The organism is Streptomyces sp. NPDC094034, from assembly GCF_040303865.1.
GTDB lineage: Bacteria > Actinomycetota > Actinomycetes > Streptomycetales > Streptomycetaceae > Streptomyces.
Genome location: NZ_JBEOUD010000046.1, coordinates 35,193 through 60,808, shown reverse-complemented (window position 1 = coordinate 60,808; position 25,616 = coordinate 35,193). Strand labels below are relative to the sequence as shown.

23 protein-coding genes and 1 tRNA gene are annotated in these 25,616 nt (G+C 70.7%); 11 read left to right on the top strand and 13 right to left on the bottom strand.

From position 1 onward, the window contains the following. Positions 1 to 89: 89 nt before the first annotated feature. From ABTZ59_RS30630 to ku, 4 genes are all read right to left on the bottom strand, one after another. Entirely contained in the window at positions 90 to 467 is a 378-nt protein-coding gene (locus ABTZ59_RS30630; RefSeq protein WP_351420328.1) for a nuclear transport factor 2 family protein, read from the bottom strand. Between the two features lie 261 nt (positions 468 to 728). Then, positions 729 to 800 (bottom strand) — tRNA-Arg (locus ABTZ59_RS30625). 102 nt (positions 801 to 902) lie between these two features. Beyond that, positions 903 to 1,535, bottom strand: a complete 633-nt coding sequence (locus ABTZ59_RS30620; protein WP_351420342.1) for a response regulator — start codon at positions 1,533 to 1,535, stop codon at positions 903 to 905. A gap of 67 nt (positions 1,536 to 1,602) precedes the next feature. Further along, entirely contained in the window at positions 1,603 to 2,649 is a 1,047-nt protein-coding gene (gene ku / locus ABTZ59_RS30615) for a non-homologous end joining protein Ku (protein ID WP_351420324.1), read from the bottom strand. 50 nt (positions 2,650 to 2,699) lie between these two features. Here ku and ligD point away from each other — a divergent pair, with 50 nt between their 5' ends. Further along, positions 2,700 to 3,584, top strand: a complete 885-nt coding sequence (gene ligD / locus ABTZ59_RS30610) for a non-homologous end-joining DNA ligase (protein WP_351420320.1) — start codon at positions 2,700 to 2,702, stop codon at positions 3,582 to 3,584. 140 nt (positions 3,585 to 3,724) lie between these two features. On the opposite strand, the gene ABTZ59_RS30605 is transcribed toward ligD, so the two are convergent. Then, positions 3,725 to 4,621, bottom strand: a complete 897-nt coding sequence (locus ABTZ59_RS30605; RefSeq protein WP_351420315.1) for a nuclease-related domain-containing protein — start codon at positions 4,619 to 4,621, stop codon at positions 3,725 to 3,727. A 175-nt stretch (positions 4,622 to 4,796) separates the two neighbouring features. Between ABTZ59_RS30605 and ABTZ59_RS30600 the strand changes: the two genes are divergently transcribed. From ABTZ59_RS30600 to ABTZ59_RS30585, 4 genes are all read left to right on the top strand, one after another. Further along, complete coding sequence (locus ABTZ59_RS30600) at positions 4,797 to 5,150, top strand: zinc ribbon domain-containing protein (protein WP_351420309.1); 354 nt, start codon at positions 4,797 to 4,799, stop codon at positions 5,148 to 5,150. Positions 5,151 to 5,262: 112 nt separating this feature from the next. Continuing rightward, positions 5,263 to 6,660, top strand: coding sequence for an FtsW/RodA/SpoVE family cell cycle protein (locus ABTZ59_RS30595; RefSeq protein ID WP_351420305.1), 1,398 nt, complete (start codon positions 5,263 to 5,265; stop codon positions 6,658 to 6,660). After that, positions 6,657 to 8,114 (top strand): penicillin-binding transpeptidase domain-containing protein, encoded by a 1,458-nt coding sequence (locus ABTZ59_RS30590; RefSeq protein ID WP_351420302.1) that lies wholly within the window; start codon positions 6,657 to 6,659, stop codon positions 8,112 to 8,114. The genes ABTZ59_RS30595 and ABTZ59_RS30590 overlap by 4 nt, the downstream gene beginning before the upstream one ends. Positions 8,115 to 8,149: 35 nt before the next feature. Next, on the top strand, positions 8,150 to 9,355 hold the full coding sequence (locus ABTZ59_RS30585) for an amidase family protein (protein WP_351420299.1): 1,206 nt from the start codon (positions 8,150 to 8,152) through the stop codon (positions 9,353 to 9,355). On the opposite strand, the gene ABTZ59_RS30580 is transcribed toward ABTZ59_RS30585, so the two are convergent. Further along, the gene (locus ABTZ59_RS30580; RefSeq protein WP_503003786.1) at positions 9,318 to 10,217 is read right to left on the bottom strand and encodes an ADP-ribosylglycohydrolase family protein; all 900 of its coding nucleotides are present in this window, start codon (positions 10,215 to 10,217) and stop codon (positions 9,318 to 9,320) included. The genes ABTZ59_RS30585 and ABTZ59_RS30580 overlap by 38 nt on opposite strands. A gap of 304 nt (positions 10,218 to 10,521) precedes the next feature. Here ABTZ59_RS30580 and ABTZ59_RS30575 point away from each other — a divergent pair, with 304 nt between their 5' ends. The 4 genes from ABTZ59_RS30575 to ABTZ59_RS30560 all read left to right on the top strand — a co-directional run bounded on the left by ABTZ59_RS30575 (position 10,522) and on the right by ABTZ59_RS30560 (position 14,094). After that, a complete protein-coding gene (locus ABTZ59_RS30575) occupies positions 10,522 to 11,457 on the top strand; it encodes an AurF N-oxygenase family protein (RefSeq protein ID WP_351420295.1) in 936 nt (311 codons plus the stop codon). A gap of 40 nt (positions 11,458 to 11,497) precedes the next feature. Then, a complete protein-coding gene (locus tag ABTZ59_RS30570) occupies positions 11,498 to 12,337 on the top strand; it encodes a TetR/AcrR family transcriptional regulator (protein ID WP_351420292.1) in 840 nt (279 codons plus the stop codon). A gap of 14 nt (positions 12,338 to 12,351) precedes the next feature. Beyond that, positions 12,352 to 12,654 carry a DUF8847 domain-containing protein gene (locus ABTZ59_RS30565; RefSeq protein ID WP_351420289.1) on the top strand — a complete coding sequence of 101 codons (303 nt, stop codon included), beginning with the start codon at positions 12,352 to 12,354 and terminating at the stop codon, positions 12,652 to 12,654. Between the two features lie 111 nt (positions 12,655 to 12,765). Beyond that, positions 12,766 to 14,094: a C40 family peptidase gene (locus ABTZ59_RS30560; protein WP_351420285.1), complete on the top strand. Its 1,329-nt coding sequence runs from the start codon at positions 12,766 to 12,768 to the stop codon at positions 14,092 to 14,094. A 57-nt stretch (positions 14,095 to 14,151) separates the two neighbouring features. On the opposite strand, the gene ABTZ59_RS30555 is transcribed toward ABTZ59_RS30560, so the two are convergent. From ABTZ59_RS30555 to ABTZ59_RS30535, 5 genes are all read right to left on the bottom strand, one after another. After that, positions 14,152 to 15,390, bottom strand: coding sequence for a styrene monooxygenase/indole monooxygenase family protein (locus tag ABTZ59_RS30555; protein WP_351420283.1), 1,239 nt, complete (start codon positions 15,388 to 15,390; stop codon positions 14,152 to 14,154). A gap of 106 nt (positions 15,391 to 15,496) precedes the next feature. Next, entirely contained in the window at positions 15,497 to 16,177 is a 681-nt protein-coding gene (locus tag ABTZ59_RS30550; RefSeq protein WP_503003785.1) for a GTP-binding protein, read from the bottom strand. Next, positions 16,158 to 16,571, bottom strand: a complete 414-nt coding sequence (locus ABTZ59_RS30545; protein WP_351420280.1) for a DUF742 domain-containing protein — start codon at positions 16,569 to 16,571, stop codon at positions 16,158 to 16,160. The genes ABTZ59_RS30550 and ABTZ59_RS30545 overlap by 20 nt, the downstream gene beginning before the upstream one ends. Further along, positions 16,568 to 17,050: a roadblock/LC7 domain-containing protein gene (locus ABTZ59_RS30540; RefSeq protein ID WP_351420276.1), complete on the bottom strand. Its 483-nt coding sequence runs from the start codon at positions 17,048 to 17,050 to the stop codon at positions 16,568 to 16,570. Before ABTZ59_RS30540 ends, ABTZ59_RS30545 begins: the two co-directional genes overlap by 4 nt. Next, on the bottom strand, positions 17,047 to 20,109 hold the full coding sequence (locus ABTZ59_RS30535; RefSeq protein WP_351420272.1) for a sensor histidine kinase: 3,063 nt from the start codon (positions 20,107 to 20,109) through the stop codon (positions 17,047 to 17,049). The genes ABTZ59_RS30540 and ABTZ59_RS30535 overlap by 4 nt, the downstream gene beginning before the upstream one ends. 417 nt (positions 20,110 to 20,526) lie before the next feature. On the opposite strand from ABTZ59_RS30535, the gene ABTZ59_RS30530 reads away from it, so the two are divergent. Next, on the top strand, positions 20,527 to 21,321 hold the full coding sequence (locus ABTZ59_RS30530) for a hypothetical protein (protein WP_351420270.1): 795 nt from the start codon (positions 20,527 to 20,529) through the stop codon (positions 21,319 to 21,321). Positions 21,322 to 21,438: 117 nt separating this feature from the next. On the opposite strand, the gene ABTZ59_RS30525 is transcribed toward ABTZ59_RS30530, so the two are convergent. Beyond that, entirely contained in the window at positions 21,439 to 21,933 is a 495-nt protein-coding gene (locus ABTZ59_RS30525; protein ID WP_283959283.1) for a MarR family winged helix-turn-helix transcriptional regulator, read from the bottom strand. A 215-nt stretch (positions 21,934 to 22,148) separates the two neighbouring features. Here ABTZ59_RS30525 and ABTZ59_RS30520 point away from each other — a divergent pair, with 215 nt between their 5' ends. Beyond that, a complete protein-coding gene (locus ABTZ59_RS30520) occupies positions 22,149 to 22,997 on the top strand; it encodes a lysozyme (protein ID WP_351420266.1) in 849 nt (282 codons plus the stop codon). Positions 22,998 to 23,118: 121 nt separating this feature from the next. On the opposite strand, the gene lon is transcribed toward ABTZ59_RS30520, so the two are convergent. Further along, complete coding sequence (gene lon, locus ABTZ59_RS30515; protein WP_351420264.1) at positions 23,119 to 25,530, bottom strand: endopeptidase La; 2,412 nt, start codon at positions 25,528 to 25,530, stop codon at positions 23,119 to 23,121. Between the last annotated feature and the right edge of the window lie 86 nt (positions 25,531 to 25,616).

The following is a 25,616-nucleotide window of genomic DNA, read 5'->3' as shown; positions in this document are numbered from 1 at the left end:
CATGTACTGGACGTACTTGGGCGACTCCGACAACGCGGCGAGGTGCGGTGCCAGGCGTCGCGGGCCCGCGAAGATCGACCGGACAGGACCTAGGAGGCGGACGGCTCGATCTCCCCCGCAAAGACGATGACCTGGTCGATGAGGCTCCGTCGCAGATGGACGACGTCCGTTCCCGCCAGCCGGGGCCCGCCATCCGGCGTGGTGAAGACCCACTGGTACCGGGCCCACTCGTCAGGCATGTCCACCGCTGAGCAGCGCACCATCGTGCCGGTCCCCGCCGGGTGGCGCCGGATGTCCAGTACGAACAGCTCGACCGCCGCGATTCCTTCGCTGCGGCCCAATGGCCCCCAGAAGACCACGTCTGAGGTCAGGGCTTGGGAGAGCAGGGCAGTCACATAGCTGTCGTCCGAGGCGTTGAACGCGGAGATGAATGTGTCGATCGCGGAGCGTGCGGTCTCTTCCTGCATGCCCCAGTAATACCAGCCGTTTCGCGTGTGCCCGTCCCGCGAGCCGCCTTCCGACCACGGTGAACCATCCCGGTCACCGCACCTGGCCCCACCCAGCCCGCACCTAGCGCTCAAACGACCAGGTCACAGGGGAGCGCGGGAGAGCGAAGCTGGACAAGGGGAAAAAGAAACGGACGCCCGCACCGAAGTGCTGGCGTCCGATCATGGCACCCGGATCCAGAGATCGGGGCATAACGCCCGATTCCGTTCCCATCTTCCAGGTGCCCCCGGCAGGATTCGAACCTGCGCACACGGCTCCGGAGGCCGTTGCTCTATCCCCTGAGCTACGGGGGCGAGTCGCCGTGGTGCTTGGCGACGTAGGAAACCCTACCAGCTTCCGCGGGGTGACCATGAACAGGTATTTCCAGGTCCGGCGGGGCGGGGTGGCAGCGGGGGTCAGGCTCGGAGGTACGTGAGGACCGCCAGGACGCGGCGGTGGGTGTCGTCCGCCGGGGGGAGGTTCAGTTTGGCGAGGATGTTGCCGATGTGTTTACCCACGGCCGCGTCGGAGACGACGAGTTGGCGGGCTATCGCCGCGTTGGACTTGCCCTCGGCCACCAGGGCCAGCACTTCGTGCTCGCGGGGTGTCAGGTGTTCCAGGGGGTCTCTGCGGCGGCGGAGCAGTTGGCGGACCACTTCCGGGTCGACGACCGTGCCGCCGGAGGCCACGGACTGGAGGGCGGCTTCGAAGTCCTCCACCTGGCCCACGCGGTCCTTGAGGAGGTAGCCGACGCCGGAGCCGTCGCCGGAGTCGAGGAGTTCGGCGGCGTAGGCGCGCTGGACGTACTGGCTGAGGACGAGCACCGGGAGGGAGGGCTGCCGTTCGCGGAGGCGGACCGCCGCGTGGAGGCCCTCGTCCTGGAAGCCCGGGGGCATCCGTACGTCGGTGACCACGATGTCCGGGGTGTGCTGCGCCACCGCCGCCAGCAGGGCGGGCGCGTCGCCCACCGCCGCGGCGACCTTGTGGCCGAAGCGGTCAAGCAGGGCTATCAGGCCTTCTCGGAGCAGCACGCTGTCCTCGGCCAGCACGATACGCAGCGTTCGGTCCACTCGCGCAGTGTGCCATCCGGAGCGAGGGCCGCGCCGGGGACGCCGGTCAGGCCGAGGCGCGTTTCCGGCCGCCGGAGGCCGTCTTCGACGCTGTCGCGGCTGTTTTCGACGCCGTCGCGGCCGTCTTCGACGCCGACTTGGCAGCCGTCTTCCCGGCCGTCTTCGACGCGGTCTTTCTCGCTGTCGTTTTCTTCGCCGCCGCTTTCTTCGCCGCCGGCTTGGGCTCGGTCCTCGCCGCCGCCTTCTTCGCCGTCGCCCTCTTCGCCGTCTTCTTCGCGGGGAGCTGGGTCACCTCCGCGACCTCCTCGCCCTCCGCCCTGCCCTCCTTCGCCGCGCGCACGCTGTTCTCCAGCGCCGCCATCAGGTCGAGGACCTTCCCTCCCCCGCCCGCCGCCGGCTCCCGCTCCGGTGTCGGCACGCCTTCCGCCTTCGCGGCGATCATTTCCTCGACCGCCTCCCGGTAGTCGTCGTGCAGCGAGTCGAGGTCGACCGAACCGAGCGTGTCCATCAGGGCGTCGGCCAGGTCGAGTTCGGCCTCCCGTACGGTGACGTCGGTCTCCGGCGCGACGCCCTCGGGGACGCGGATCTCGTCCGGCCAGAGCAGGCCGTGCATCGCGATCACATCGCCGACCACCCGCAGCATCCCGAGCCGCTCCCGCCCCCGCAGGGCGAACTTGGCGACGGCCACCTTCTTGCTGCGCTTGAGCGCCTCACGCAGCAGGGTGTACGGCTTGGCCGCGGGCACGCCGCCCGCGGAGAGGTAGTACGCCGTGTCCATCTGGAGCGGATCGATCGAGTCCGCCGGGACGAACGCGACGATCTCGATCGTCTTCGCCGTCGGCAGCGGCAGCGCGGCCAGATCGTCATCGGTGATCGGGATCATGGACCCGTCGGCGTCCTCGTACGCCTTGCCGATCTCCGGCGTCGACACCTCCTCGCCGTCCAGCTCGCAGACCTTCCGGTAGCGGATACGGCCGCCGTCGGCCTTGTGGATCTGCCGGAAGGAGATCGAGTGGTTCTCGGTGGCGTTGACCAGTTTGATCGGGATGCTGACCAGCCCGAAGGAGATCGCGCCGTTCCATATGGATCGCACGTTCCATCCCTTTCATCCGAGATTCACGAAAAATATGGGATTCTCATCGTATGACGCCGATCACAGAGGTGGAGGGGCGACGCCTGGCGCTCAGCAATCTGGACAAGGTCCTGTACACCGCCACCGGCACCACCAAAGGCGAGCTCCTCCACTACTACGCCCGTACGGCGGCCCCGCTGCTGGCTCATCTCGCCGACCGCCCCGTCTCCTTCCTGCGCTATCCGGACGGGCCCGACGGGCCGCTCTTCTTCACCAAGAACCCGCCGCCCGGTACGCCCGACTGGGTACGGATCGCCGATGTGCCCAGAAGGACCGCCGACACCGGCAGACAGGTGGTGGTGGAGGATCTGCCGTCGCTGATCTGGGCGGCGAATCTGGTCGTGGAGTTCCACACGCATCAGTGGCGCGCCATCGCGCCGGAGCACGCCGACCGGCTCGTATTCGACCTGGACCCCGGGGCGCCCGCCACCGCCGTGGAGTGCTGCGTGGTGGCGCTCTGGCTGCGCGAGCGGCTGGGTACGGACGGGCTGGAGGCGTACGTGAAGACCTCGGGGTCGAAGGGCCTGCATGTCCTCGTTCCCCTGGAGCGCGCTCCGTCCGCCGATGTCTCCGCGTACGCGAAGGGTCTGGCCGTCGAGGCGGAGGCGGCGATGCCGGAGCTGGTGGTGCACCGGATGCGGCGCTCGTTGCGGCCGGGGAAGGTCTTCGTCGACCACAGCCAGAACGCCGCCGCGAAGACCACCGCCGCGCCCTACACGCTGCGCGCCAAGGCGGAACCGACCGTCTCCACACCCGTGACCTGGGACGAGGTCGCCGACTGCACGGACGCCGATCAGCTGGTCTTCCGACTGGGGGACATCGAGGGGCGGCTGGAGCGGTACGGGGACCTCCTCGGCCCGCTCACCGACCCGGCCCGCGCCGCCCCGCTGCCCTGAGCCCGGCCGCCGCACCGCCGCCGCACCGCTGCACCGCCGCTCCGTCGCCGCGCGACCGCCCCGCGCCCCGCGCCCTGCGCCCTGCGCCCTGCGCCCTGCCCGCACGATCCGAACAACAGGCCCTGTCCAGACAACAGGTCCTAAACGAGCAGCCAGCTGTGGCGGTCGCGCGCCGTCGCGTACAGGGACTCGATGTCCGCCGGTTTCAGTACGCCCCCGAGCGACGCCAGCGCCGCGATCTCCGAGTCGCGCAGGATCCGTACGTCCCGTGGCGTCGGTACCGCGTCCAGGCGTACGGGCTCGACCACCGCGAGTACGGGGCGCACCTCCGCCGCCAGGGCGCGCGAGGCTCGTTCCGCGGCGCGGCGGGCCCAGCGGAGGTGCGGCACGGGCGCCGCGCGCCCCACGCGGACCATCGGGTCGGCGACGGCGACCCGGCGCTTCCTGGCCGGGAGTGTCCGTACGGCCAGGACCCCGGCCGGGCCGATCGCCAGATGGTCGATCCGGGCGGCGCCGGGGAGCGGTATCGAGTGCAGTACCCGCCAGCCCGCGTCTTCCAGTCGGTCGAGCCGGTCGCCGACGGTCTCCTGAGCGAGCAGTTCCGCCTGCCGGGGGTCCTGACGCTCCCATCGGCGCCGCGGGAGAAACGAAGAAGCCCCGGACACCCGGCCGCCCCCGGAGGATCCGGACAACCGGCCGGAGCCGGCGTCCCCCAGCGCGTCCCCCCGCGCGTCCCTCAACGCGTCCAGCTCCGCGTGCACCCCCTCGCCCGGACGGTTCGGGGCCAGATCGTCATCGGGGTGGAGCGAGAGCCGGTCGAGATCGGCCGGGGTCGGCACCCTGGGCGGCCCCACGGTCACCTCACCGGCGAGATACGGCGCCAGCGCGGACAGCACCTCTTCGCGCCCCGCCCCGGAGAGCACACTCACCCGGCCGGTGTCCTTGTCGTACCAAGCGACGGTCGTACCGTCCCGCAGAGTGACGTACAGCCGGTCGCGGCCCTGCCCGCGCATCGGCGTGACGCGTAATCGGCTCATGCCCCACCACCCCCACGCCCATGGGAACAGCACCCGGGCCAGGGGGCAATAGCCCTCGGCCCCCGGCCCGGCGCCTTTCCCGGACCATTCCGGTCCCGCTGTCGCGGGCCGGTTGTCACCGACGTGCGGCAGACTCTCCCTCAGCACGCGCCGGCCTCCCCAAAGGATCCCACTCATGATCATCTTCGGCACCAAGGGCTACCTCTACCAACTGGCGATACTGACGCTGGTCTGCGGCCAGTGCGGCAATCCGTCCGCGCACACGCTCCGCAAGCGCGTCAGCAAATTCACGCTGTTCTTCGTGCCGCTGTTCCCGTTCTCCACCAAGTTCGTGACCCAGTGCACGTTCTGCGGCGCGGAGCGGCAGGTGACCAAGGAGCAGGCCGACCAGCTCATGGCCCAGGGCACCGGGCAGGCGAGCGGACAGGGGTACGGACAGGGGTACGGAGCCGGGAACGGGCAGGGCGGCGGTCAGCCGTACGGGCAGCCGCAGCAGCAGCCACAGCAGCGGAATCCCTATCAGCAGTGAGCCCTCACAGATCAGTCCGACTGGTGAGTCCGTGCTCGGCAGGTGAGTTCACCGTGCGTTATATCCCTACATAAACGGACATAACGCACTCTGTCTTGCTACGTTTCGCCGCATGACCGCAACGACGGCGGACGCTCCCCTGCCCGGACTTCGCCACCCCAAGCGCCGGGGTGTCGAATTCTCGCTCCTCGTCTGCGCCGTCCTCATCTCCGTCTTCGGCTACATCGCCGTCGGTCTCGGCAGGAACCACGCCGTACCCCCCGACGCCGCCGGGTACGGCGCCGGTCTGGGCATGCTCGCCCTCCTCGCGCATATCGCCGTCCGGCTGCGCGCCCCGTACGCGGATCCCCTCCTGCTGCCCATCGCCGTACTGCTCAACGGCCTCGGACTGGTGCTGATCTACCGTCTCGATCTGGAGACGCCCGGCGACAAGGCCGCGCCCACCCAGCTGGTCTGGTCCACGTTCGGTGTCGCGCTGTTCATCGCGGTCGTCGTGTTCCTGCGCGACCACCGACTGCTCCAGCGCTACGCCTATCTCTCGGTCGCCACCGCGCTGATGCTGATGATCGTGCCGATCTTCTTTCCCGCGGTGAACGGGGCCAAGATCTGGATCCGGCTCGGCGGACTCTCCTTCCAGCCCGGCGAGTTCGCCAAGATCCTGCTCGCGGTCTTCTTCGCCGCGTACCTCGCCGCCAACCGCAACGCCCTCGCCTACACCGGCCGCAAGGTCTGGCGGCTCCAACTTCCCACCGGCCGCGTGCTCGGCCCGATCGTGGCGATCTGGCTGCTCAGCGTCTTCGTTCTGGTCATCGAACGCGATCTGGGCACCTCGCTGCTCTTCTTCGGGCTCTTCGTGATCCTGCTCTATGTCGCGACCGGACGCACCGGCTGGATCGCCGTCGGGCTGCTGCTCGCCGCGGTCGGCGCGTTCGCCGTCGGATCGTTGGAACCACATGTCCACAGCCGCGTACAGGACTGGCTCGACCCCTTCGCCTCCATCGCCGCGGGCCGCGGACCCGGACAGCTCGCCCAGTCCCTCTTCGCGTTCGCCGCGGGCGGGATGCTCGGCACCGGGCTCGGCCTCGGCCGGTCCGTCCTGATCGGGTTCGCCGCCAAGTCCGACTTCATCCTGGCCACGGCGGGCGAGGAACTGGGACTGGTCGGCCTGACCGCCCTCTTCCTGCTGTACGCCCTGCTGGTCGCCCGCGGATACCGCGCCGCCCTCGCCCTGCTCGACCCCTTCGGCCGGCTGCTCGCCGTCGGGCTCTCCGCGATCCTCGCCCTCCAGGTCTTCGTCATCGCGGGCGGGGTGACGGGGCTGATCCCGCTGACCGGCATGGCGATGCCCTTTCTCGCCCAGGGCGGCTCGTCCGTCGTCACCAACTGGGTGATCGTCGCGCTGCTCATCCGGCTGAGCGACTCGGCCCGCAGCCCACGCCCGGAGGACGCGGAGCCGGGCGTCATCGCGCCGGCCGAGGAGAACGGGAACGCCTGGAGGGACCAGCGATGACCCGCTACATCCGGCGCACCGCCGTCTTCAGCCTCCTCCTGCTGATCGCCCTGCTCGTCAACGCGGCCAGGATCCAGGTCATCGAGGCGGACTCCCTCAATCACAACCCCGCCAACCGCCGTGCGACCGTGGCCCGTTACTCCCAGCCACGCGGCGACATCCTCATCGACGGCAGAGCGGTCACCGGCTCCAGGGACAGCGGACAGCAGCTGCGCTACGAACGCACCTACACCCAGGGTCCGCTGTACGCGCCCGTCACCGGCTACGCCTCCCAGACGTATGGCACGACACTGCTGGAGAACGCCGAGGACGACATCCTCTCCGGTACGGACCCGATGCTCGCCCCGTTCCCCTTCTGGAACGAGATCACCCGCGGCCGGCGCCCCGGCGGGCACGTCGCCACCACGATCAAGGCGTCCATGCAGCGGGCCGCCTACGAGGGACTGGCCGGCAGACGGGGCGCGGTGGCCGCCGTCGAGCCGTTCAGCGGCAGGATCCTGGCGCTGGTCAGCAGCCCCTCGTACGACCCCGGAGAGCTGTCGGGCACCGGCGGAGCCGTCAATGACGCGTGGGCCCGGCTGACCGGCGCGGACGCCCAGCCCCTGCTCAACCGGGCCATCCGGCAGACCTATCCGCCCGGTTCCGCCTTCAAGATCGTGACGGCGGCGGCGGCGCTGGACTCCGGGACGGTCACCGATGTCGACGCCCCGACCGGCATCCCCGAACCGTATCTCCTGCCGGGCACGCGGACCGAGCTGCCCAACGAGGCGGAAGGATGCGACGAGGCCTCACTGGACTACGCGATCAGATGGTCCTGCAATACGGTGATGGCCGGGCTCGGCGTGAAGACCGGGCTGTCCGCGATGGTGGAGACGGCGCGGAAGTTCGGCTTCAACGACACCGGGATCACGATCCCGGCGGGGGTCGCCGCCTCCCACTTCGACACCCGCATGAGCGGTGATCAGCTGGCCCTGTCGTCGATCGGGCAGTTCGACACGCGGGCGACCCCGCTCCAGATGGCGATGGTCGCGTCGGCGGTCGCGAACGGCGGGGAGCTCAAGTACCCCTTCCTGGTGGACCGGACCACGGACGCGAACGGCGACATCGTCTCCCGTACCGGCGAACGCTCCTACCGGCGGGCGGTGAACCCGACCACGGCCCAGCGGCTGCGCGAGCTGATGATCGGGGTCGTCGAGGACGGTACGGGATCGAACGCGGGGATCGACGGGGCGACGGTCGGCGGGAAGACGGGGACGGCCCAGCACGGGGTGGGCAACGCCGGAACGCCGTACGCCTGGTTCATCGCCTGGGCACAGGCGGGCAATTCGAGCCGCCCGGCGGTCGCGGTGGCGGTGGTCGTGGAGGCCGCGGAGGCGAACCGGGCGGACGTCAGCGGCGGGGGCGACGCGGCGCCGATCGCGCGGGCGGTAATGCGGGCGGCGCTGCGAAACTAGGGCGTGTCTAACCGGTTCGGGCTGGGGGGATATCTGTGGCGGACAGTGTCACGGACGCGCTGGCGCGGATCGAGCGGCTCGATCCCGCGCTGTGCGCCTTCATCGAGGTGTGGGACGCGGAAGCCAGGGAACGGGCGCGGACGGTGGACCGCCGGCTACCGCTCGCGGGCGTCCCCTTCGCGGTGAAGGGACCGTCCGGCATCCGGTCGTACGCGGCGGGGCGGCTGATCGCGGCGGGCGCGGTGCCGGTCGGGTCGACCGCCGTACCGGGACCGGGCACGTACTGGCAGACCTGGGGGCAGGGCAGGTACGGCCGTACGGTCAACCCCTACCGCGCGGACCGTACCCCCGGCGGGTCCTCCGCCGGGTCGGCGGTGGCGGTCGCGGCGGGCATGGTGCCGCTCGCGACCGGCAGCGACGGCGCCGGTTCCGTCCGGATCCCGGCGGCCTGGTGCGGGGTGTTCGGGCTGAAGACGACCAACGGGCTGCTGCCGTCCCCGGACCGTACCGGGCTGGCCTCGGCGGGTCTGCTGGCGCGGTCGGCGGCGGAGGCGCGGGGGTATCTGCGGTGCCTGCTCGGCGGTGACGAGGAGCCGCCACCGGCGTTCCCCGTGCCCGCCGTCTTCTCCCCGGACCTGGGGTACGCGCGGCCGGATCCGGAGGTGGCGGCGGTGGTGCGGGCGGCGGTGGACCGGCTGGTGGCGGCGGGGGTCGTACGGCTTGAGCCGACGCGACGGCCGTTCACGCTGCTGGATCCGCGCGAGGCATGGATGGCGATACGGAGCGGCGGGGGCGGGACGGCGCGTACGGAGGCGCACGCGTACGGCGCGCCCTCGCCGGATGTACGGGTGCCGGACATCCGGGCGGAGAACAACCGGCGGCTCGACGCGTTCTTCGCCCGTACCCCGCTGCTGCTCACCCCGGTCACTCCCAACAGGCCACATGGACACGAAGGGCCAGGCGAGCTGTACTCCACCGCGCTGACCTGGGCGTTCAATCTGAGCGGGCATCCGGCGGCCAGCATTCCGGCCGGTTTCACGGCGGACGGATGTCCGGTGGGGCTGCAACTGGTGGCTGCGCGCGGCGCGGACGCCTCGCTTCCCGAAATCGCCCTCGCGGCCCCGGACCTGAACCAAGGGCATGCGCCGGGCCCGGGCCGGGCGCCTGCCCCGGTTCCACCCTCTGCCGCTGCTACCGCGCCGCCTACGTCAGCGCCTCCCGGCGCTCCCGCCACGCCGTAGGCACCGAGCCCGTTCCGGTGCGGGCCGCGACGATTCCCGCCGTGATCGCGCAGGTCGTGTCGACATCGCCGAAGCCCTCCGCCGTCGACCAGAGGGCGGAGGCCAGATCGTCGCGGTGGCGGGCCGCCGTCCATACCGCGAACGGCACGGTGTCGTCGGCGCGGATCCGCTGGCCGTTGCCGAGCAGGTCCGCCGCCCGCCACGGCTCGGTGGTGAAGGGCAGCTCCGCCGCCCGCGCCAGGCCGTCCCGTACCGGCCCCTCGGGGGTGGCCTCCGCCACCGCCGCCACGGAGAGTTCGGACCGGACCGACAGCGCCGCCGCCATCGCGATCGCCACCGCGCCCGCGATGCCCTGCGGGTGCGCGTGGGTCACCTCGGCCGAGAGCACGGCCTGTTCGACGACGCGGTCGAGGTCGGCCGCGAACCAGGCGCCCAGCGGCGCCACCCGCATCGCCGCGCCGTTGCCCAGGCTGCCGCCCTCGAACAGACCGGGGGCCAGGGTGCGCCAGCTCGCCGGCTCCGCCAGCAGCGCCGGCAGCAGCATGTGCATACCGTGGCCGTAACCCCGCGCCGGATCGGCGTCGTACGTGAGCGCGAAGCAGTGGGCGAGCCGGTCCTGGTCGATGGCGCCTCGTTCGTCGAGGACGCGCTGTATGGCGAGGGCCATGGCGGTGTCGTCGGTCCAGTGCCACTCCAGTTCCGGCGGGGTGATCCTGGCCTTGATCTCCGCGTACGCGCGCTGACGTTCGCGGAAGAGGGGGAACCAGCGTTCGCCGAAGGCGTCGCCCAGGGCGAGCCCTTCGAGACTGCGGCGGGCGGCCGGGCGGTCGGCACCGGGGTGTGGGGCGGTCATACGCGCCATCGTGCCGTGCGACACCCCGTTACGCGGCTGGTTTTCGGGTATCCCCGCTGTCCGCCCGGCGGGTCGTACGGGGCGACCGCCAGATCCCGCACGTGCTCGTTCCGACAGGGTCGTTGACCGGACCGCCGACGGGCTCACACGTTGGTAGACACGGAGTCAACAAGTCGCGCACAAGGGATTGACGTCCTTGTTGACGAGCGGTCTCATAAGGGGTGACCGACGGTAACTCGACCCGGTGCCCGACGAGTCGACCGGATCCGCCGTGTCACACAGCCCGCAAACCAGCCACGAGGTGCGCTCAGCCATGACGCCAGTGACCGAACGCGATGTGCAGCTGCTCCGCGACGCACTCGGCCCGCTCCGGGACCGCGAAAAGGTCGCCGAGCGGCTGCTCGAATCCTCCGCCAAGCACTCCTTCGACCCGGACAGGGAACTCGACTGGGACGCACCGGTCGAGGACGGCAAATGGTTCTGGCCGCCGGAACTGGTCTCGCTCTACGACACCCCGCTCTGGCGGACGATGTCCGAGGAGCAGCGGATGGAACTGGCCAGGCACGAGGCGGCGTCGCTCGCCTCCCTCGGTATCTGGTTCGAGATCATCCTGATGCAGCTGCTGGTCCGGCACATCTATGACAAGCCCGTGACCAGCAACCACGTCCGCTACGCCCTCACCGAGATCGCCGACGAGTGCCGGCACTCGATGATGTTCGCGCGGCTGATCCAGAAGGGCGGGGGCCCGGAGTATCCGGTGCCGCGGCTCTACCACAATCTCGCGCGGATCCTGAAGACCGTGTCCACCACCCCGGGTTCCTTCGCCGCCACGCTGCTCGGTGAGGAGATCCTCGACTGGATGCAACGGCTGACGTTCCCGGACGAGCGGATCCAGCCCCTCGTGCGCGGGGTGACCCGTATCCATGTCATCGAGGAGGCGCGTCATGTCCGGTACGCCCGTGAGGAGTTGCGCCGCCAGATGGTGACCGCGCCGCGCTGGGAACGGGAGTTCACCCGGCTCAGCTGCGGTGAGGCCGCCCGGGTCTTCTCCATCTGCTTCATCAATCCACGGGTGTACGAGAACGTCGGCCTGGACCGCCGACAGGCCGTCGCCCAGGTGCGGGAGAGCGGCCACCGCCAAGAGGTGATGCGGTCGGGCGCCAAACGGCTCACCGACTTCCTGGACGACATCGGTGTACTGCGCGGGACGGGGCGCAGGCTCTGGAAGTCCTCCGGCCTCCTCGCCTGACCGGCACCCCGGCCGCGGTCCGGCGGTTACGCTGCAAAACATGACCGCGCCCGCAACGCCCGCGTACCGAAGGCTCAGTGTCAAGGAGCGCCGTACGCAACTCCTCGACGCGGCCCTCGGCCTCTTCGCCCACCGGGCGCCAGAGGATGTCTCGCTCGACGATGTCGCCGCGGCCGCCGGGGTGTCCCGGCCGCTCGTCTACCGCTACTTCAGCGGCGGCAAGCAGCAGTTGTACGAGGAGGCGCTGCGCTCCGCCGCCGACGAGCTGGAACGGTGCTTCACCGAGCCCCCGGTGGGGCCGACGACCGAGCGGCTCGGGCGGGTCCTCGACCGCTATCTCGCCTTCGTCGACCAGCATGACACCGGGTTCAGCGCGCTGCTCCGGGGCGGCAGCGTCTGTGAGACGTCCCGGACGACCGCGATCGTCGACGAGGTACGGCGCGCCGCGGCCGAACAGATCCTGCTGCACCTCCGGACGGCGGGAACGGCGGAAGCGCAGGGACCGGAAGGAACGGAACGAACGGACAGCACGGGCGCAACGGGCCGCGCGGACGGGGCCGGAAGGACGGACGGGACCGACGACGCGGGTGCCCCGGCCGCCCCCGGCGGGCGCCTGCGGATGCTGGTGCGCACCTGGATCGCGGCCGTCGAATCCGCCTCGCTGATATGGCTGGACGAGGGGAAGCGCCCGGCCGCGGGCGAACTGCGCGACTGGCTGGTCGACCATCTGATCGCGCTGCTGGTGGTCACGGCCGCCACCGACGAGGAGACCGCCGCGGCGGTCGGCGCGCTCGCGGCGTACGAGCACCCGGACGGCCCCGTGGGCACACTGGCCCGGCGGGTGCTGCCCCTGGTGAACGCGGCGGCGCGGGTCCCGTAGGCGAGACTGGGGGCGTGCGAAGCGAAGACACTCTCTTTGTCGGCGGGCCGCTGGACGGGCGCGTACTGCCCGTACTGACCGGACCGACCGGACAACCGCCCAAGTGGTACGAGGTCCCGGTGCCGGACGCGGCCGGCGGGCCGCCGACCGTCCTCACCTATCGGCGCGCCCCGGCCGGTTACACCAAGCGGCTCGGGATCCAGCGCGGCTGGAAGTACGAGTACGTGGCCGAGGGCCGCGAGCGGCGCACGCTGAAGTGGCCCTGGTCGAAGCCCGGCGACGGCAGGGAGCGGGGCGACCGTCCCTCACAGGGATGATGCTTTTCCGCCACTGAGCCCATTAATGCACTCTTCACATTCCATATCACCTCATCATCGCCATCATCACCTAGGGCTGGACCAGCCCGTCCCCTAACCGGAGGTGATGACGTGTCAGGCAAATTGTTGCGATCCGTCTGTACGGCGGCACTGGCCACCGCGACAGCTTTCGCGGCGGTGCCGATCGCGTCGGCGTCGCCGATTCCCTCCCCCGCCCCCGCCCCCGCCCAGTCGGCCGCGGCCTCCGCCGGACTCGGCGGCCTCGACGCGGTCGACGCGGCCGACGCGGCGGAGGCGACCGACGCGACCGACTCCGGCGACGTCACCGCTGACGCCCCGCCCCAGACTGTCGCGGAGATGCTGACCCGGCTCCAACAGCTCTACCGCGAGGCCGAGAAGGCCACCGAGGAGTACAACGCCACCGCCGCCGAGCTGACCCGGCAGCGCGCCGAGACCAAGAGGGTGGACTCGGAACTCGTCCGGGCCCGAGCCGCGCTGGCCCTCAGCCGTGTCAACGCCGGCCGGCTGGCCCGCGAGCAGTACGAGGGGCAGACCGGTCTCTCCGGCTATCTGCGGCTGTTGCTCGCCCGCGACCCGCAGAGCGCGCTGGACGAGACGTATCTGCTGGCGCGCGCGGCGCGCGGCAGAGCGGTGACGCTGAACCGGCTGGCGGGCGGCGAGCAGCGCGCCCGGGCCCTCGCCGCGGCCTCCCGCGAGGCCCTCGACCGCCAGCAGGCGCTCGCCACGAAGCAGAGAAGACAACGTGACATGGTCAGATCCCGGCTCCTGGAGGTCGAGAAGCTGCTCGCCTCCCTCAGCCGTGCTCAGATCACAGCACTGAACGATCTCGAACGGGCCGTTACAGACAAGGCCCAACGGGAACTGCTCGCCTCAGGCGCCCTAGGTGACGACGCGCCGCGCGGCGCGGCCGGACCCCAGGGCGCGGGCGGTCCGGCCGGCACAGCGGTCCGTAAGGCACCCTCACGGGCGGGGCAGGCGGCCCTGGAGTACGCCGTCGAACAGATCGGCAAGCCGTACGAGTGGGGCGCCGAGGGGCCCGATTCGTTCGACTGCTCCGGGCTGACCTCACGGGCCTGGGCGCGCGCCGGCCTCACCATCCCCCGTACCAGCCAGCAGCAGTGGAGCGAACTCCCCAAGGTTTCGCTGCGCGAGCTGCGCCCCGGCGATCTGGTGGTCTACTTCCCGGGGGCCACGCATGTGGCGATCTATCTGGGCGACGGGATGGTGATCCAGGCGCCGCGCCCCGGGACCAACGTCAAGGTCTCCCCCATCGCGGCCAATCCCCTGCTCGGCGCGGTCCGTCCGGACCCGGAGGCCGGGGCGCTCGCCCCGGAGGCGTACGAGCCGCCCGCACTGCCCCCGGGCGCCCTGGACGGCTCGGACTCCGGTTACGGCGAGGAAGCGGCGCCGGAGGTCTGAACCGGCCCAGGGCCAGGGCCGGGGAGGGGGAGAGGGAGGGGGAGGGAGGGCCGGGCGTCAGGCCGCGCCCGCCGCCTCCTTCAGAAACGCGTTCGTCTTCTCCGGCTCATAGAAGAAGTTCTCGAAGTCCGCCGGATCGTTGAAGCCGTTCGCGAACCGGTCGGCGACCGGCCGCAACTGGCCCGCCGCGCCAATCAGGTTGAGGACATGCTCAGGCGGGACACCGAGCATCGCGTTCGTCCACTTGGTGACATGCCGGGCGGTGTCCCAGTAGCGGTCGAACGCCGACCGCATCCACGCCTCGTCGAACGGCTGGTCGCCCTGGCTCACGATCGAGTCCAGATAGGAGGCGGCGCACTTGGACGCCGAGTTGGAACCCTGTCCGGTGATCGGGTCGTTGGCGACGACGACATCGGCGACACCGAGCACAAGACCGCCGCCCGGCAGCCGCCCGATCGGGTTGCGTACGGTCGGCGCGTACCGCCCGGACAGGGTGCCGTTGGCGTCCGTCAGCTCGACCTTCGTGGCGCGCGCGTACTCCCAGGGCGTGAAGCGCTCCATCAGCTCCAACGTCAGCGCGAGATGCTCGGCGGGGTCCTTGATGCCCTGGAAGACATCGACCGGGCCACCGGGCACTCCCTCCCAGAAGAGGATGTCCGCCCGGCCGGAGGTGGTGAGGGTGGGCATCACGAACAACTCGCCGACGCCCGGCACCAGATTGCAGCGGACCGCGTCGAACTCCGGGTGCTCGGGGCGCGGCCCCAGACCATGGACGTACGAGACGGCGAGCGCGCGCTGCGGCGCGTCGTACGGGGAGCGCGAGGCGTCACGGGCGAACATCGAGACCAGTTCACCCTTGCCCGCGGAGACCAGGACCAGGTCGTACGTACGGGAGAAGAAGTCCAGGTCGGAGACCGCCGCGCCATGGATGACCAGTTGGCCGCCGCGCTGCGCGAAGGTCTCCATCCAGCCGGCCATCTTGACGCGCTGGTCGACGGACTGGGCGTGGCCGTCCAGCGTGCCGACCCAGTCCACGGCCCGGGTGGAGTCGGGGGCGGCGACGGAGACGCCGAGCCCCTCGATCCTCGGCGCCTGGGACTCCCAGAAGCCCAGCTGGAGATCGCGCTCGTGCTGGAGCGCGGTGTGGAACATGCACTGCGTGGACATGACCCGGCCGGACCGGATCTCGTCCGCCGTGCGGTTGGACATCAGGGTGATGTCGTACCCCCGCGACTGGAGTCCGAGGGCGAGCTGGAGCCCGGACTGGCCTGCTCCGACGATGAGTATCTTCCGCATGGCGGGTTCTCCGTTTGCGCGCGTGACGACGACTGACGTGGCCTGAATTGGCCGGCAACTGACGTCGGCTCAGGCTACCGGCCACACCCTCTCCGGCCGGACAGGGCTACTCCGGAGAGGTTTCCAGCGCGTGCCGCACGAGCGCGAGCAGCGACTCGACCGCGGTGATCCGTTTGCGTGCGTCCATGATCAGTACAGGCACGCCCGGCGGAATCGTCAAGGCCTCACGCACATCGTCCGGCTCGAACGTCGGCGTTCCCTCGAAGTGGTTGACGGCGACGACATACGGCAGTCCACAGCTCTCGAAGTAGTCGAGAGCCGGGAAGCAGTCGGGAAGCCGTCGGGTATCGGCCAGCACGACGGCGCCGATCGCACCACGCACGAGGTCGTCCCACATGAACCAGAAGCGCTTCTGGCCCGGGGTGCCGAAGAGATACAGGACCAGGTCGTCATCGAGGGTGATACGCCCGTAGTCCATCGCCACGGTCGTGGTGACCTTGTCGGGCGTCGCGCTGAGATCGTCGACCTCGGCGCTGGCCTGGGTCATCAGCGCTTCGGTCTGGAGCGGCGGAATCTCCGAGACCGCCCCGACGAAGGTCGTCTTGCCGACCCCGAAACCGCCCGCGACCACGATCTTGGTGGAGATCGGCGCGCGCGTACGGTCCAGTTGCCAGGGCCGCAGATCCTCTTCACGTTCGGGCTCGACCTCATGTGCGGGCCGGACGCCGGTCGGCGATGAGCCGGCGACGCCGAACGCGGCGATGACGTCAGAGGCGGCGGAGTCCACTCAGCACCCTTTCCAGCAGTGCGTGGTCGGGCTGGCCGGTGTCGTGCCCGGTCCCGTACACACGGATCTTTCCCTGGTCGGCGAGGTCGCTGAGCAGCACCCTCACCACCCCCAGCGGCATCTTGAGCAGCGCCGACACCTCGGCGACGGTACGCATGCGCCGGCACAGCTCGACGATGGCCAGCATCTCCGGCATGACGCGCGCCGCGCCCCCACCGTCCGTCAGTTCCTTGCGCTCGTCGGCCGCGTCGAGCGCGGCGACGAAGGTCTCGACCAGCAGGACATGGCCGAATCGGGTCCGTCCCCCGGTGAGCGAGTACGGACGGACCCGGGCGGGCCTGCGGTCGGCGCCGCGCACGGGCAGCCTGCGGGCTGGATCGGCGGACGGCGTCATGTGGCGCTCTCCATCGATTTGCGCAGCTCCTCGCGGAGTTCGGGCGTCAGTGCGTGTCCGGCGCGTCCCACGAAGAGCGCCATGTGGTAGGCCACCACGCTCATGTCGCAGTCGGGGGTGGCGTGCACCCCGAGCAGCGAGCCGTCGCTGATCGCCATGACGAAGACGCTGCCTTCCTCCATGGCGACCATGGTCTGTTTGACCCCGCCGCCGTCCATCAGCTTCGCCGCCCCGATGGTGAGGCTGCCGATGCCCGAGACGATGGTGGCCAGATCGGCGCTGGAGCCGCGGGGGCCCTCCCTGCGCACGGGGGTGGCCGCCTCGGTGCTCAGCCCCGGGTCGGAGGAGAGCAACAGGAGTCCGTCGGACGAGACGACGGCGACCGAGTGCACCCCTGGCACCTCCTCGACGAGGTTGCTCAACAGCCAGTGCAGGTTGCGGGCTTCGCTGCTCAGTCCGAATGTGCCGGTCGCAGTCAACTGCGTGCCTCCTCGACGGTTTCCCCCGTCTCTCCGGTATGTACCTCGGTCCGTGCCGCGGAGCCCATGGGCTCCGCGTGCTCAGTCCGGTCAGACCGCTCCGACCTCTCCGTCAGTTCGGCCTCGACATCGCGCCGGCCCTCTTTGGCCCCCTGGTGGAAACCGCCGAGTCTGCGGCGCAGCGCTTCGGCGTCCACACTGCCGGTACGTCCGGTGGGCGCGGCGGCAGGTTTGACGATCCTCGGGGTGCGCTTGGGCAGCCCCTTGTCGGTGATGCGTTCCGGTCCGGCCGCGTCGGTCGTCGCGGCCGGCTCCGCCTCGGCGGATTCGGGCTGCCGGGGCAGCCGCATCGCGAACGTGTCCTGGTCGGGGCCGGTGGTCGGCGGCTCACCGTCATGGACACGCTCATGGGAATCGGGGCCGATGGCGTACGGGCCGACGGCCGTGTCCTGGGTGGTCGTCCCGTACGCGGCGACGGCGCCGGTGTCGGCTGTACGCCCCCGCTCGGCCGTACGCCTCCGCTCGGCCGGGCTCGCGCCATGGGCCTCTTCGGCCTCGGCCCGGCGGATCGCCGCCTCGGCGGCGACGACCAGCGGGTCGGCTTCCGGGGCCGCGGCTTCGGCGGGAGCGGCGGGCTCCGCCGGACTCCCGGCGTCCGCCGTCGGCCGGGCCGGCTCGGAACGTCCGGGGAGCGCGTTGGAGTTGGCCTCCGCCGTCGAGCCCGGCAGATTGAGCGTGGGTGCGGCGCCCGCCGCCCGTGCCCGGTGCGGCGAGGCAGCCTGCCCAGACGCCGGGAGCAGCGCCTGCGGCAGTACGACGACCGCGGCCACGCCGCCCTGCTCGTGCTCGCGCAGCTCGACCCGTACGCCATGACGGGCCGCGAGCAGCCCGGCGACGCGCAGCCCGAGCCCCTCGCCCTCCGGGTCGCTCACGAACGGCTTGCGCGGAGCGTCGTCGGTTCCCTCGGGAGCTTCCGGTTCGGCGAGTCGCGCGTTGAGCGCGGTGAGCCGGTCCGCGGACATGCCGATGCCCTGGTCCTGTACGGAGAGCATCACCTCGCCGGTCTCCAGCAGCCAGCCGGAGAGCTGGACCTCCGCGTCCGGCGGCGAGAAGGAGGTGGCGTTCTCCAGCAGCTCGGCGACGAGATGGCTGAGATCGTCCGCGGCGAACCCGGCCACCTGCGCGTGCGGCGGCAGGGACTGGATCGTGATCCGCTCGTACCGCTCGATCTCGCTGACGGCCGCGCGCAGGACGTCCACGAGCGGTACGGGCCCGGTCGAGCCGTGGCCGTGTTCATGGCCGGCGAGCACGAGCAGATTCTCGCTGTGCCGGCGCATGACGGTGGCCATGTGGTCGAGCTTGAAGAGGGTGGCCAGCTGCTCGGGGTCCTGCTCGCGGTCCTCCAGGGCCTCGATCACCCCGAGCTGGCGCTCCACGAGGCCGAGGTTGCGCAGCGAGAGGTTGACGAAGGTGTGGTGCACGGTGTGGCGCAGCCGCTGGAGTTGGGCGGCGAGTTCGGTCGTACGCTCCTGGAGCTCGGCGCGCTGGGCGACGATCTTCTCGCGCGCGCCGATCAGCCCGAGCCGTTCCCTGTCCAGCTCCCCGGCGCGGGTGGAGAGGTCGAGCAGCTTGCTGTGCAGGCTGTTGAGGGACCGTACGACCTGCGCGAACTCGTCGTTGCGGCCGGTGAACCGTACCGGGTCCTCGGTCTCCGGCGCCGCCGAGAGGCGGGCCGCTCCGATCCGTACGACCGCGAGCGGGCGGGTGAGCGTACGGGCGACGGCGGTGGAGACTCCGACAGCGATCAGCAGACAGCCGCCGAGCAGCGCGATCCGCAGTTCGAGGTCGGTGACGGCGTCGTCGCGCAGGCCCTCCAGCCGCTCCAGCTGGCTGGTGCCGAGACCGGACTCGACCCCGCGCATCTGGTCGATCCTGGCGGAGAGCGCGGATTCGACCTTCTCCTGATCGGCCTCGCGGTCGGAGTCGGAGAGCTGGGGCCGGTCGGTGAGCCGGGTCAGATACCCCTCGGCGGTCTTGATCTCGGGCCCGGTGACGGTGCCGGTGAGCGATTCGCGCGCCTCGGTGTCCGCGCTCTGGTCGAAGTCGGCGAGCGCGCCGAGTTCGCGTACGTGGGCCTTCTGCGCGTCGGCGCTGAGGTCGTCGCGGAGCTGGTCGTTCTTCTTGCTGTCCGCGTCGCTTCCGGACTCGACGGGGAGGCCCGTGATCGGGTCGTACTGCGGCGCGGTGTCGGTGGGGCCGGGCACGGCGAGCGCGGCCAGCAGCAGTCCCCGGGTGGCGGAGGCCTGCTCGACGGCGCGGGAGAGCGCGCCGGGGGCGCGGGTGCCGTCGGCGGCCTCGGCCGGGGTCCGCTCGGCCAGCTCGTCGGCGAGCGCCTGGAGCTTGGCGATGACCTCGGAGTACGCGCGGTACGCCTCCAGCGCGGAGCCCTCGCCGGTGAGGGCGGTGCGGCGGATGGAGGGGACGGTGGAGAGGTCGCGCAGCAGGCCGGGAGAGGCCGACGCGGTGGCCCGCATCTCGTCGATCTGCCGGTCGACCCGGGCGCTGCGGGTGTCCGAGATGGTGTGCTTGTCCTTGCCGCCGGAGCCGTCGGGCTGCTCGGCGCGGCCGGCGGCGATATAGACGATGACCTCGTCGCGCTCGTCCGCGAGGGAGTGGCTGAGGATCACGGCCTGCCGGTTCAATTCGGCGAGGACGACCAGGTTCTGGGCATCGTTCAGCTCGGTGGAGGCGGTGAGGACGGCGGGGGTGCCTGCCGCGATGACGGTGACCCCCAGGACCGCGACACCGGCTACCAGCCGGTTGCGTACCCGCACTCGGCGTCCTTCCTGAGCCTTGCCGGTATCGGTCGTGATACTCGCGGCCGTGGCGTTTCCGCCCCTGGCGGCCTTCTTCTTACCGCCCTTGGTGTTCCCGGCCTTGTTCTTCCCGGCTTTCGTGGCCGAAGTGACCGAACTGGTCCCGGGCGTGGTGACCGAGGTGGCCTCGTCGCGCCCGACACCGTTTCCCCGAGGCCGCTTCTTCTGCACCGGTGCTCGCATTCTTGACTCGTCCGCCCATGAAGCAGAGGTGACGACCGGTCACTACGTGAGAACCCCCACCCCTGGCACGGCTGTCGACCATTCCAGCGCCCTTGGGAGGAAGGCGCGCATCGGCCGCTCCGCCACCTGAAGGAGTGAACAGCAAGAAGGAGTTGACGAACAACTCTTCCCACTGGAGACCCATCGTGAACATGGCGTGCCGGGTGGACCTTACGCGCGGGCTTTGGCAGGATGCGCGCCCGCAGCTTCCCCGACCCCCTCAATCCGGCCTCCTTCGGGCCTCCGTCCGGCTTCGTCCGGGACTCATTCTGACCGAATGAGAGCGGTTGACCTGGCAGAACGGACCGATCGGCACGACGTGCAGACACCGTGAAGAGTTCATGCGGATAGCCTGGACAGTCATGCACACTGGTGCGCATGCGTATCGAACTCGCCACCACGCCCGGCGCCGCCGTACGGCCCAATGAGGACTGGACTTCCGTGGTCCTGCCCGCCGAGGGCGAGGGCGGCGTACTGGTCGTGCTGGACGGAGTGACTCCCCCGACCGGGGACGACGGATGTGTGCACGGCGTGCCCTGGTTCACCGCCAGACTGGGGGGCGCGCTCGCCGAACTGTCCGGTTCACGACGGGATATGCCGCTGGCAGAGATCCTCGCGGAGTCGATCGCGCGTACAGCGGACACCCACCGTCAAACCTGTGACCTTTCTCACGTACGAACGCCCCAGGCGACCGTCGTCCTCGCGCGCTGGGGTTCGGACAGCGTCGAACATCTGGTGCTCTCCGACTCGACGCTGCTGCTGGAGTCGCCCGACGGCGCGGTGCGCGCGGTGCTCGACGACCGGCTGGACCGCGTCCCGCGCGGGGCGCTGCGCTCGGTGGCCACGGCGGACGCGCTGCGCAACGCGGAGGGCGGCTTCTTCACCGCGGCGGCGGATCCGGCGGTCGCGGCGAAGGCGGTGACGGGCGCTACGCCGGCTTCGGAGGTACGCGCCCTGCTGGCGCTGACCGACGGCGCGGCGCGCTGGGTGGAGGTCTTCCGGGAAGGCGGCTGGGCGGACTGTCTGGCGCTGGTGCGCAAAAACGGCGCGCAGGAGCTGATCGACCGGGTGAGGGCGTCGGAGTCGGCGGACCCGGACGGGGTGGTGTTCCGGCGGGGGAAGGCGAGCGATGACGCGACGGTGACATACGTGGAACTCCAGCCGTCGCTGTAGTTGTCGCTGTAGCCGTCCGCTGTAGCTGTCGCTGTAGGGACGCGCGGGGCGCCTGCCCGTCGGGTGGCGGGTGCCCCCCTGGTCGCCTCGCGGCCCCTGGTCGCCTCTCGGCCCTGGTCAGCTCTCGGCGCGTGCGTTCAGGTGGTGGAGCAGTCTGGCCAGTTCGGCGATCTCGGAGCGGTCCCAGTCGGCCAGCTTCTGTACGTACCGCTCGCGGCGCGCGTCGCGCACCCGCCGGAATCGGGCACGGCCCTCATCGGTGATCCGGACGAGCGAGGCGCGCCCGTCGGCCGGATCGGGCTCGCGCGTCACCAGTCCCAGTTCCTCCAGGGCGCGCAGCTGACGGCTTATCGTCGCCTTGCCGACCCCGAAATAGGCGGCGAGTTCGGTGGCCCGCTGGCAGCTGTTCTCATCCAGCCGTACGAGCAGTCCGTAGGCGGCGGGTTCCAGCTCGGGATGGACCTCTCGCGCCATTTCTCCGGAGCTGGCCCGAGCACGGCGCAGAAACACCGCCAGTTCCCGTTCCAGCGCGAGGAATTCGTGGTCCACACCACTGCCTCCGGCGAGTCCGGGATCTTCCGCCGTATCATTTCCGTGCACGTCAGCACCCATCGCGCGCTTTTCCGCCCCTGAAAGTTTCTTTCGCCGACGACCGTTGCCGCAGCTCCGTCAGTATTTCGCAGGTTTATACCAACGGAAGCAGCGTGGCGCTCTTCCGTCACCAGGCTCTACGTGCGTAGCGTCAATGCTGGCATGTCCATTGCACTACATGTCGACGTGTCCGACCCGTCATGAGATCCCCCCACCGAGGTCTTCGGAGGCACGCAATGCCCGTGCACAGATCCGGAACGACCGGCCGTTCATTCGCCGCCGCGGCCGGCGCTCTCCTCGCAAGTCTCGCGCTCCTTCTCACCCTCCCGGGTGCGGCGGGCGCCACCACCACCCCGGCCGACCCACCGGCCGGCACCCCCGTACGCGGCTCTGCCCACATGGGCATGGGCGTCATCGAGCACGACGGCCAGGGCCCGCTGCCCCGCGCGGACCGCGTCGTCCAGACAGAAGGCGTCGACGTCTCCGGCCATCAGGGGAACGTCGACTGGGCGTCCCTGTGGAACAGCGGCGTCAAGTGGGCCTACGTCAAGGCCACCGAGGGGAACTACTACAAGAACCCCTACTTCACACAGCAGTACAACGGCTCGTACAACATCGGCATGATCCGGGGCGCGTACCACTTCGGTACGCCGAACGACTCCAGCGGCGCCAACCAGGCCAACTACTTCGTGGACGGCGGGGGCGGCTGGTCGCGGGACGGCAAGACCCTGCCCGGCGTGCTGGACATCGAGTGGAACCCGTACGGCGAGCAGTGCTACGGCAAGACGCCTGCCCAGATGGTCGCCTGGATCCGCGACTTCCTCACCACGTACAAGGCCCGGACCAGCCGGGACGCCGTGATCTACACGGCCACGAGCTGGTGGAAGACCTGCACCGGCAACTACGCGGGCTTCGGCTCCACGAACCCGCTGTGGATCGCCCGCTACAACACCACGGTCGGTGAGCTGCCGGCGGGCTGGGGCTTCCAGACGATCTGGCAGTACACCTCGACGGGCCCGATCGTCGGCGACCACAACCGGTTCAACGGCGCCCTGGACCGCGTCCAGGCCCTGGCCAACGGCTGACCGCGCCTTCTCGCGACAGCGCCGCGGTCCCGACCGGAACGGAGGGCCGGTCGGGACCGCGTTGTCAGGGGCTCGCTGTCATCCGAGCCCGTCCGCCACGGCGCCCGGGCGCGTGGGTGTGTCACGCCGCCGCTGAGACCAGGACCTCCGCCGGGGCCAGCGCGATGTCCAGGACCTGGCGGACATCCGTCACCGGGTGGACCTCCAGCTTGTCGAGGATCTCGGCCGGGACATCGTCCAGGTCCGGTTCGTTGCGCTTCGGGATCACGACCGTCGTGATGCCCGCGCGGTGCGCCGCCAGCAGCTTCTGCTTGAGGCCACCGATGGGCAGGACACGTCCGGTCAGCGAGACCTCACCGGTCATGGCGACGTCCGTGCGGACCAGCCGCCCGCTGAGCAGCGAGGCCAGGGCCGTCGTCATCGTGATGCCCGCGCTGGGTCCGTCCTTGGGCACAGCGCCCGCCGGGAAGTGGATGTGTACGCCCCGGTCCTTCAGATCCGCCACCGGCAGCTCCAGTTCGGCGCCGCGCGAGCGGAGGAAGGAGAGCGCGATCCGTGCCGACTCCTTCATCACGTCACCGAGCTGTCCGGTCAGGGTCAGACCGGAGCCGCCCGTCTCCGGGTCGGCCAGCGACGCCTCGACGTAGAGGACGTCACCGCCCGCGCCCGTGACCGCGAGGCCCGTGGCCACGCCCGGCACCGCCGTGCGGCGCTCTGCCGGGTCCTGGGCGGACTCGGGTACGTGGTGCGGCCGGCCGATCAGCTTGCGCAGATGTTCGGCGCCGAGGGTGAACGGCAGTTCCCGCTCGCCCAGTTCGTGCTCGGCCGCGACCTTGCGGAGCAGCCGCGCTATGGCGCGTTCCAGGTTTCGTACGCCCGCCTCACGGGTGTACTCGCCCGCCAGCTTGCGCAGCGCGTCCTCCTCCAGGGTGACCTCGCCGGGCTCCAGGCCCGCGCGCTCCAGCTGCCTGGGCAGCAGGTGGTCCCTGGCGATGACGACCTTCTCGTCCTCCGTGTAGCCGTCGAGCCTGACCAGCTCCATACGGTCGAGCAGCGCCTCCGGGATGGCTTCCAGGACGTTCGCCGTGGCGAGGAACACCACGTCGGACAGGTCGAGTTCGACCTCCAGGTAGTGGTCGCGGAAGGTGTGGTTCTGCGCCGGGTCCAGGACTTCGAGCAGCGCCGCGGCCGGGTCGCCGCGGAAGTCGGAGCCGACCTTGTCGATCTCGTCGAGCAGGACGACCGGGTTCATCGAACCGGCCTCCTTGATGGCCCGGACGATACGGCCCGGCAGCGCGCCGACGTACGTACGCCGGTGGCCGCGGATCTCCGCCTCGTCCCGTACGCCGCCCAGCGCGACCCGGACGAACGTGCGGCCCATGGCGTGCGCGACGCTCTCGCCGAGCGAGGTCTTTCCGACGCCAGGAGGGCCGACGAGGGCCAGTACGGCGCCGCCGCGACGGCCGCCGACCACGCCGAGACCGCGGTCCGCGCGCCGCTTGCGCACGGCCAGGTACTCGGTGATGCGTTCCTTCACGTCCTCCAGACCGGAGTGCTCGGCGTCGAGCACGGCCTGGGCGCCTCTGATGTCGTACTCGTCCTCCGTGCGCTCGTTCCAGGGCAGTTCGAGGACGGTGTCCAGCCAGGTGCGGATCCAGGAGCCCTCGGGGCTCTGGTCGGAGGAGCGCTCCAGCTTGTCGACCTCCTTCAGCGCGGCTTCCCGCACCTTCTCGGGGAGATCGGCGTTCTCGACACGGGTCCGGTAGTCGGCGGACTCGTCGTCGTCGCCCTCGCCGTTGATCTCGCGCAGCTCCTTGCGCACGGCGTCGAGCTGGCGCCGGAGCAGGAACTCGCGCTGCTGCTTGTCGACGCCTTCCTGGACGTCCTTCGCGATGGACTCGGCGACGTCCTGTTCGGCGAGGTGTTCGCGCAGCTGCTCGGTGGCGAGCTTGAGCCGGGCCACCGGATCGGCGGTCTCCAGCAGCGCCACCTTCTGCGCGGTGGTCAGGAAGGGTGAGTAACCGGAATTGTCGGCGAGCGTGGACACGTCATCGATCTGCTGGACGCGGTCCACCACCTGCCAGGCGCCGCGCTTCTTGAGCCAGTCGGTGGCGAGCGCCTTGTATTCCTTGATCAATTCGGCCACGGACCCGGGAATCGGGTCGGGCGCCGTCTCGTCGACGGCGACGCCCTCGATCCAGAGGGCCGCGCCGGGTCCGGTCGTACCGGCGCCGATGCGCACCCGGCCCCGGCCGCGGATCAGCGCGCCGGGATCTCCGTCGGAGAGCCGGCCGACCTGCTCGACGGTGCCCAGCACACCGGTCCCGGCGTATGTGCCGTCGATGCGCGGCACCAGCAGCACCTTGGGCTTGCCGCCACCGTCGCCCCCGTCGCGGGCAGCCGCCTGCGCGGCCTCCACCGCGGCGCGGACTTCGGCGTCGGACAGGTCCAGAGGCACCACCATGCCGGGCAGGACGACCTCGTCGTCGAGCGGCAGCACGGGAAGCGTGAGCGGTGTGGAGGTGTCAGCCATGATCTCCCCTTCGGCAGTCAAGTTGAGCTACACCGACTCAATGCTTATGAGCCCCAGGATGTTCCCCCGGCTCCGTTCGCTCTGAG

What these genes read in the sequence shown, in the direction of transcription:
- ABTZ59_RS30630 (WP_351420328.1), bottom strand. Translation starts at nt 467, where the DNA reads ATGCAGGAAGAGACCGCACGCTCCGCGATCGACACATTCATCTCCGCG.
- ligD (WP_351420320.1), top strand. Translation starts at nt 2,700, where the DNA reads ATGACGCCGATCACAGAGGTGGAGGGGCGACGCCTGGCGCTCAGCAAT.
- ABTZ59_RS30605 (WP_351420315.1), bottom strand. Translation starts at nt 4,621, where the DNA reads ATGAGCCGATTACGCGTCACGCCGATGCGCGGGCAGGGCCGCGACCGG.
- ABTZ59_RS30600 (WP_351420309.1), top strand. Translation starts at nt 4,797, where the DNA reads ATGATCATCTTCGGCACCAAGGGCTACCTCTACCAACTGGCGATACTG.
- ABTZ59_RS30595 (WP_351420305.1), top strand. Translation starts at nt 5,263, where the DNA reads ATGACCGCAACGACGGCGGACGCTCCCCTGCCCGGACTTCGCCACCCC.
- ABTZ59_RS30590 (WP_351420302.1), top strand. Translation starts at nt 6,657, where the DNA reads ATGACCCGCTACATCCGGCGCACCGCCGTCTTCAGCCTCCTCCTGCTG.
- ABTZ59_RS30580 (WP_503003786.1), bottom strand. Translation starts at nt 10,217, where the DNA reads ATGGCGCGTATGACCGCCCCACACCCCGGTGCCGACCGCCCGGCCGCC.
- ABTZ59_RS30575 (WP_351420295.1), top strand. Translation starts at nt 10,522, where the DNA reads ATGACGCCAGTGACCGAACGCGATGTGCAGCTGCTCCGCGACGCACTC.
- ABTZ59_RS30570 (WP_351420292.1), top strand. Translation starts at nt 11,498, where the DNA reads ATGACCGCGCCCGCAACGCCCGCGTACCGAAGGCTCAGTGTCAAGGAG.
- ABTZ59_RS30555 (WP_351420283.1), bottom strand. Translation starts at nt 15,390, where the DNA reads ATGCGGAAGATACTCATCGTCGGAGCAGGCCAGTCCGGGCTCCAGCTC.
- ABTZ59_RS30545 (WP_351420280.1), bottom strand. Translation starts at nt 16,571, where the DNA reads ATGACGCCGTCCGCCGATCCAGCCCGCAGGCTGCCCGTGCGCGGCGCC.
- ABTZ59_RS30535 (WP_351420272.1), bottom strand. Translation starts at nt 20,109, where the DNA reads ATGCGAGCACCGGTGCAGAAGAAGCGGCCTCGGGGAAACGGTGTCGGG.
- ABTZ59_RS30530 (WP_351420270.1), top strand. Translation starts at nt 20,527, where the DNA reads ATGCGTATCGAACTCGCCACCACGCCCGGCGCCGCCGTACGGCCCAAT.
- ABTZ59_RS30525 (WP_283959283.1), bottom strand. Translation starts at nt 21,933, where the DNA reads ATGGGTGCTGACGTGCACGGAAATGATACGGCGGAAGATCCCGGACTC.
- ABTZ59_RS30520 (WP_351420266.1), top strand. Translation starts at nt 22,149, where the DNA reads ATGCCCGTGCACAGATCCGGAACGACCGGCCGTTCATTCGCCGCCGCG.
- lon (WP_351420264.1), bottom strand. Translation starts at nt 25,530, where the DNA reads ATGGCTGACACCTCCACACCGCTCACGCTTCCCGTGCTGCCGCTCGAC.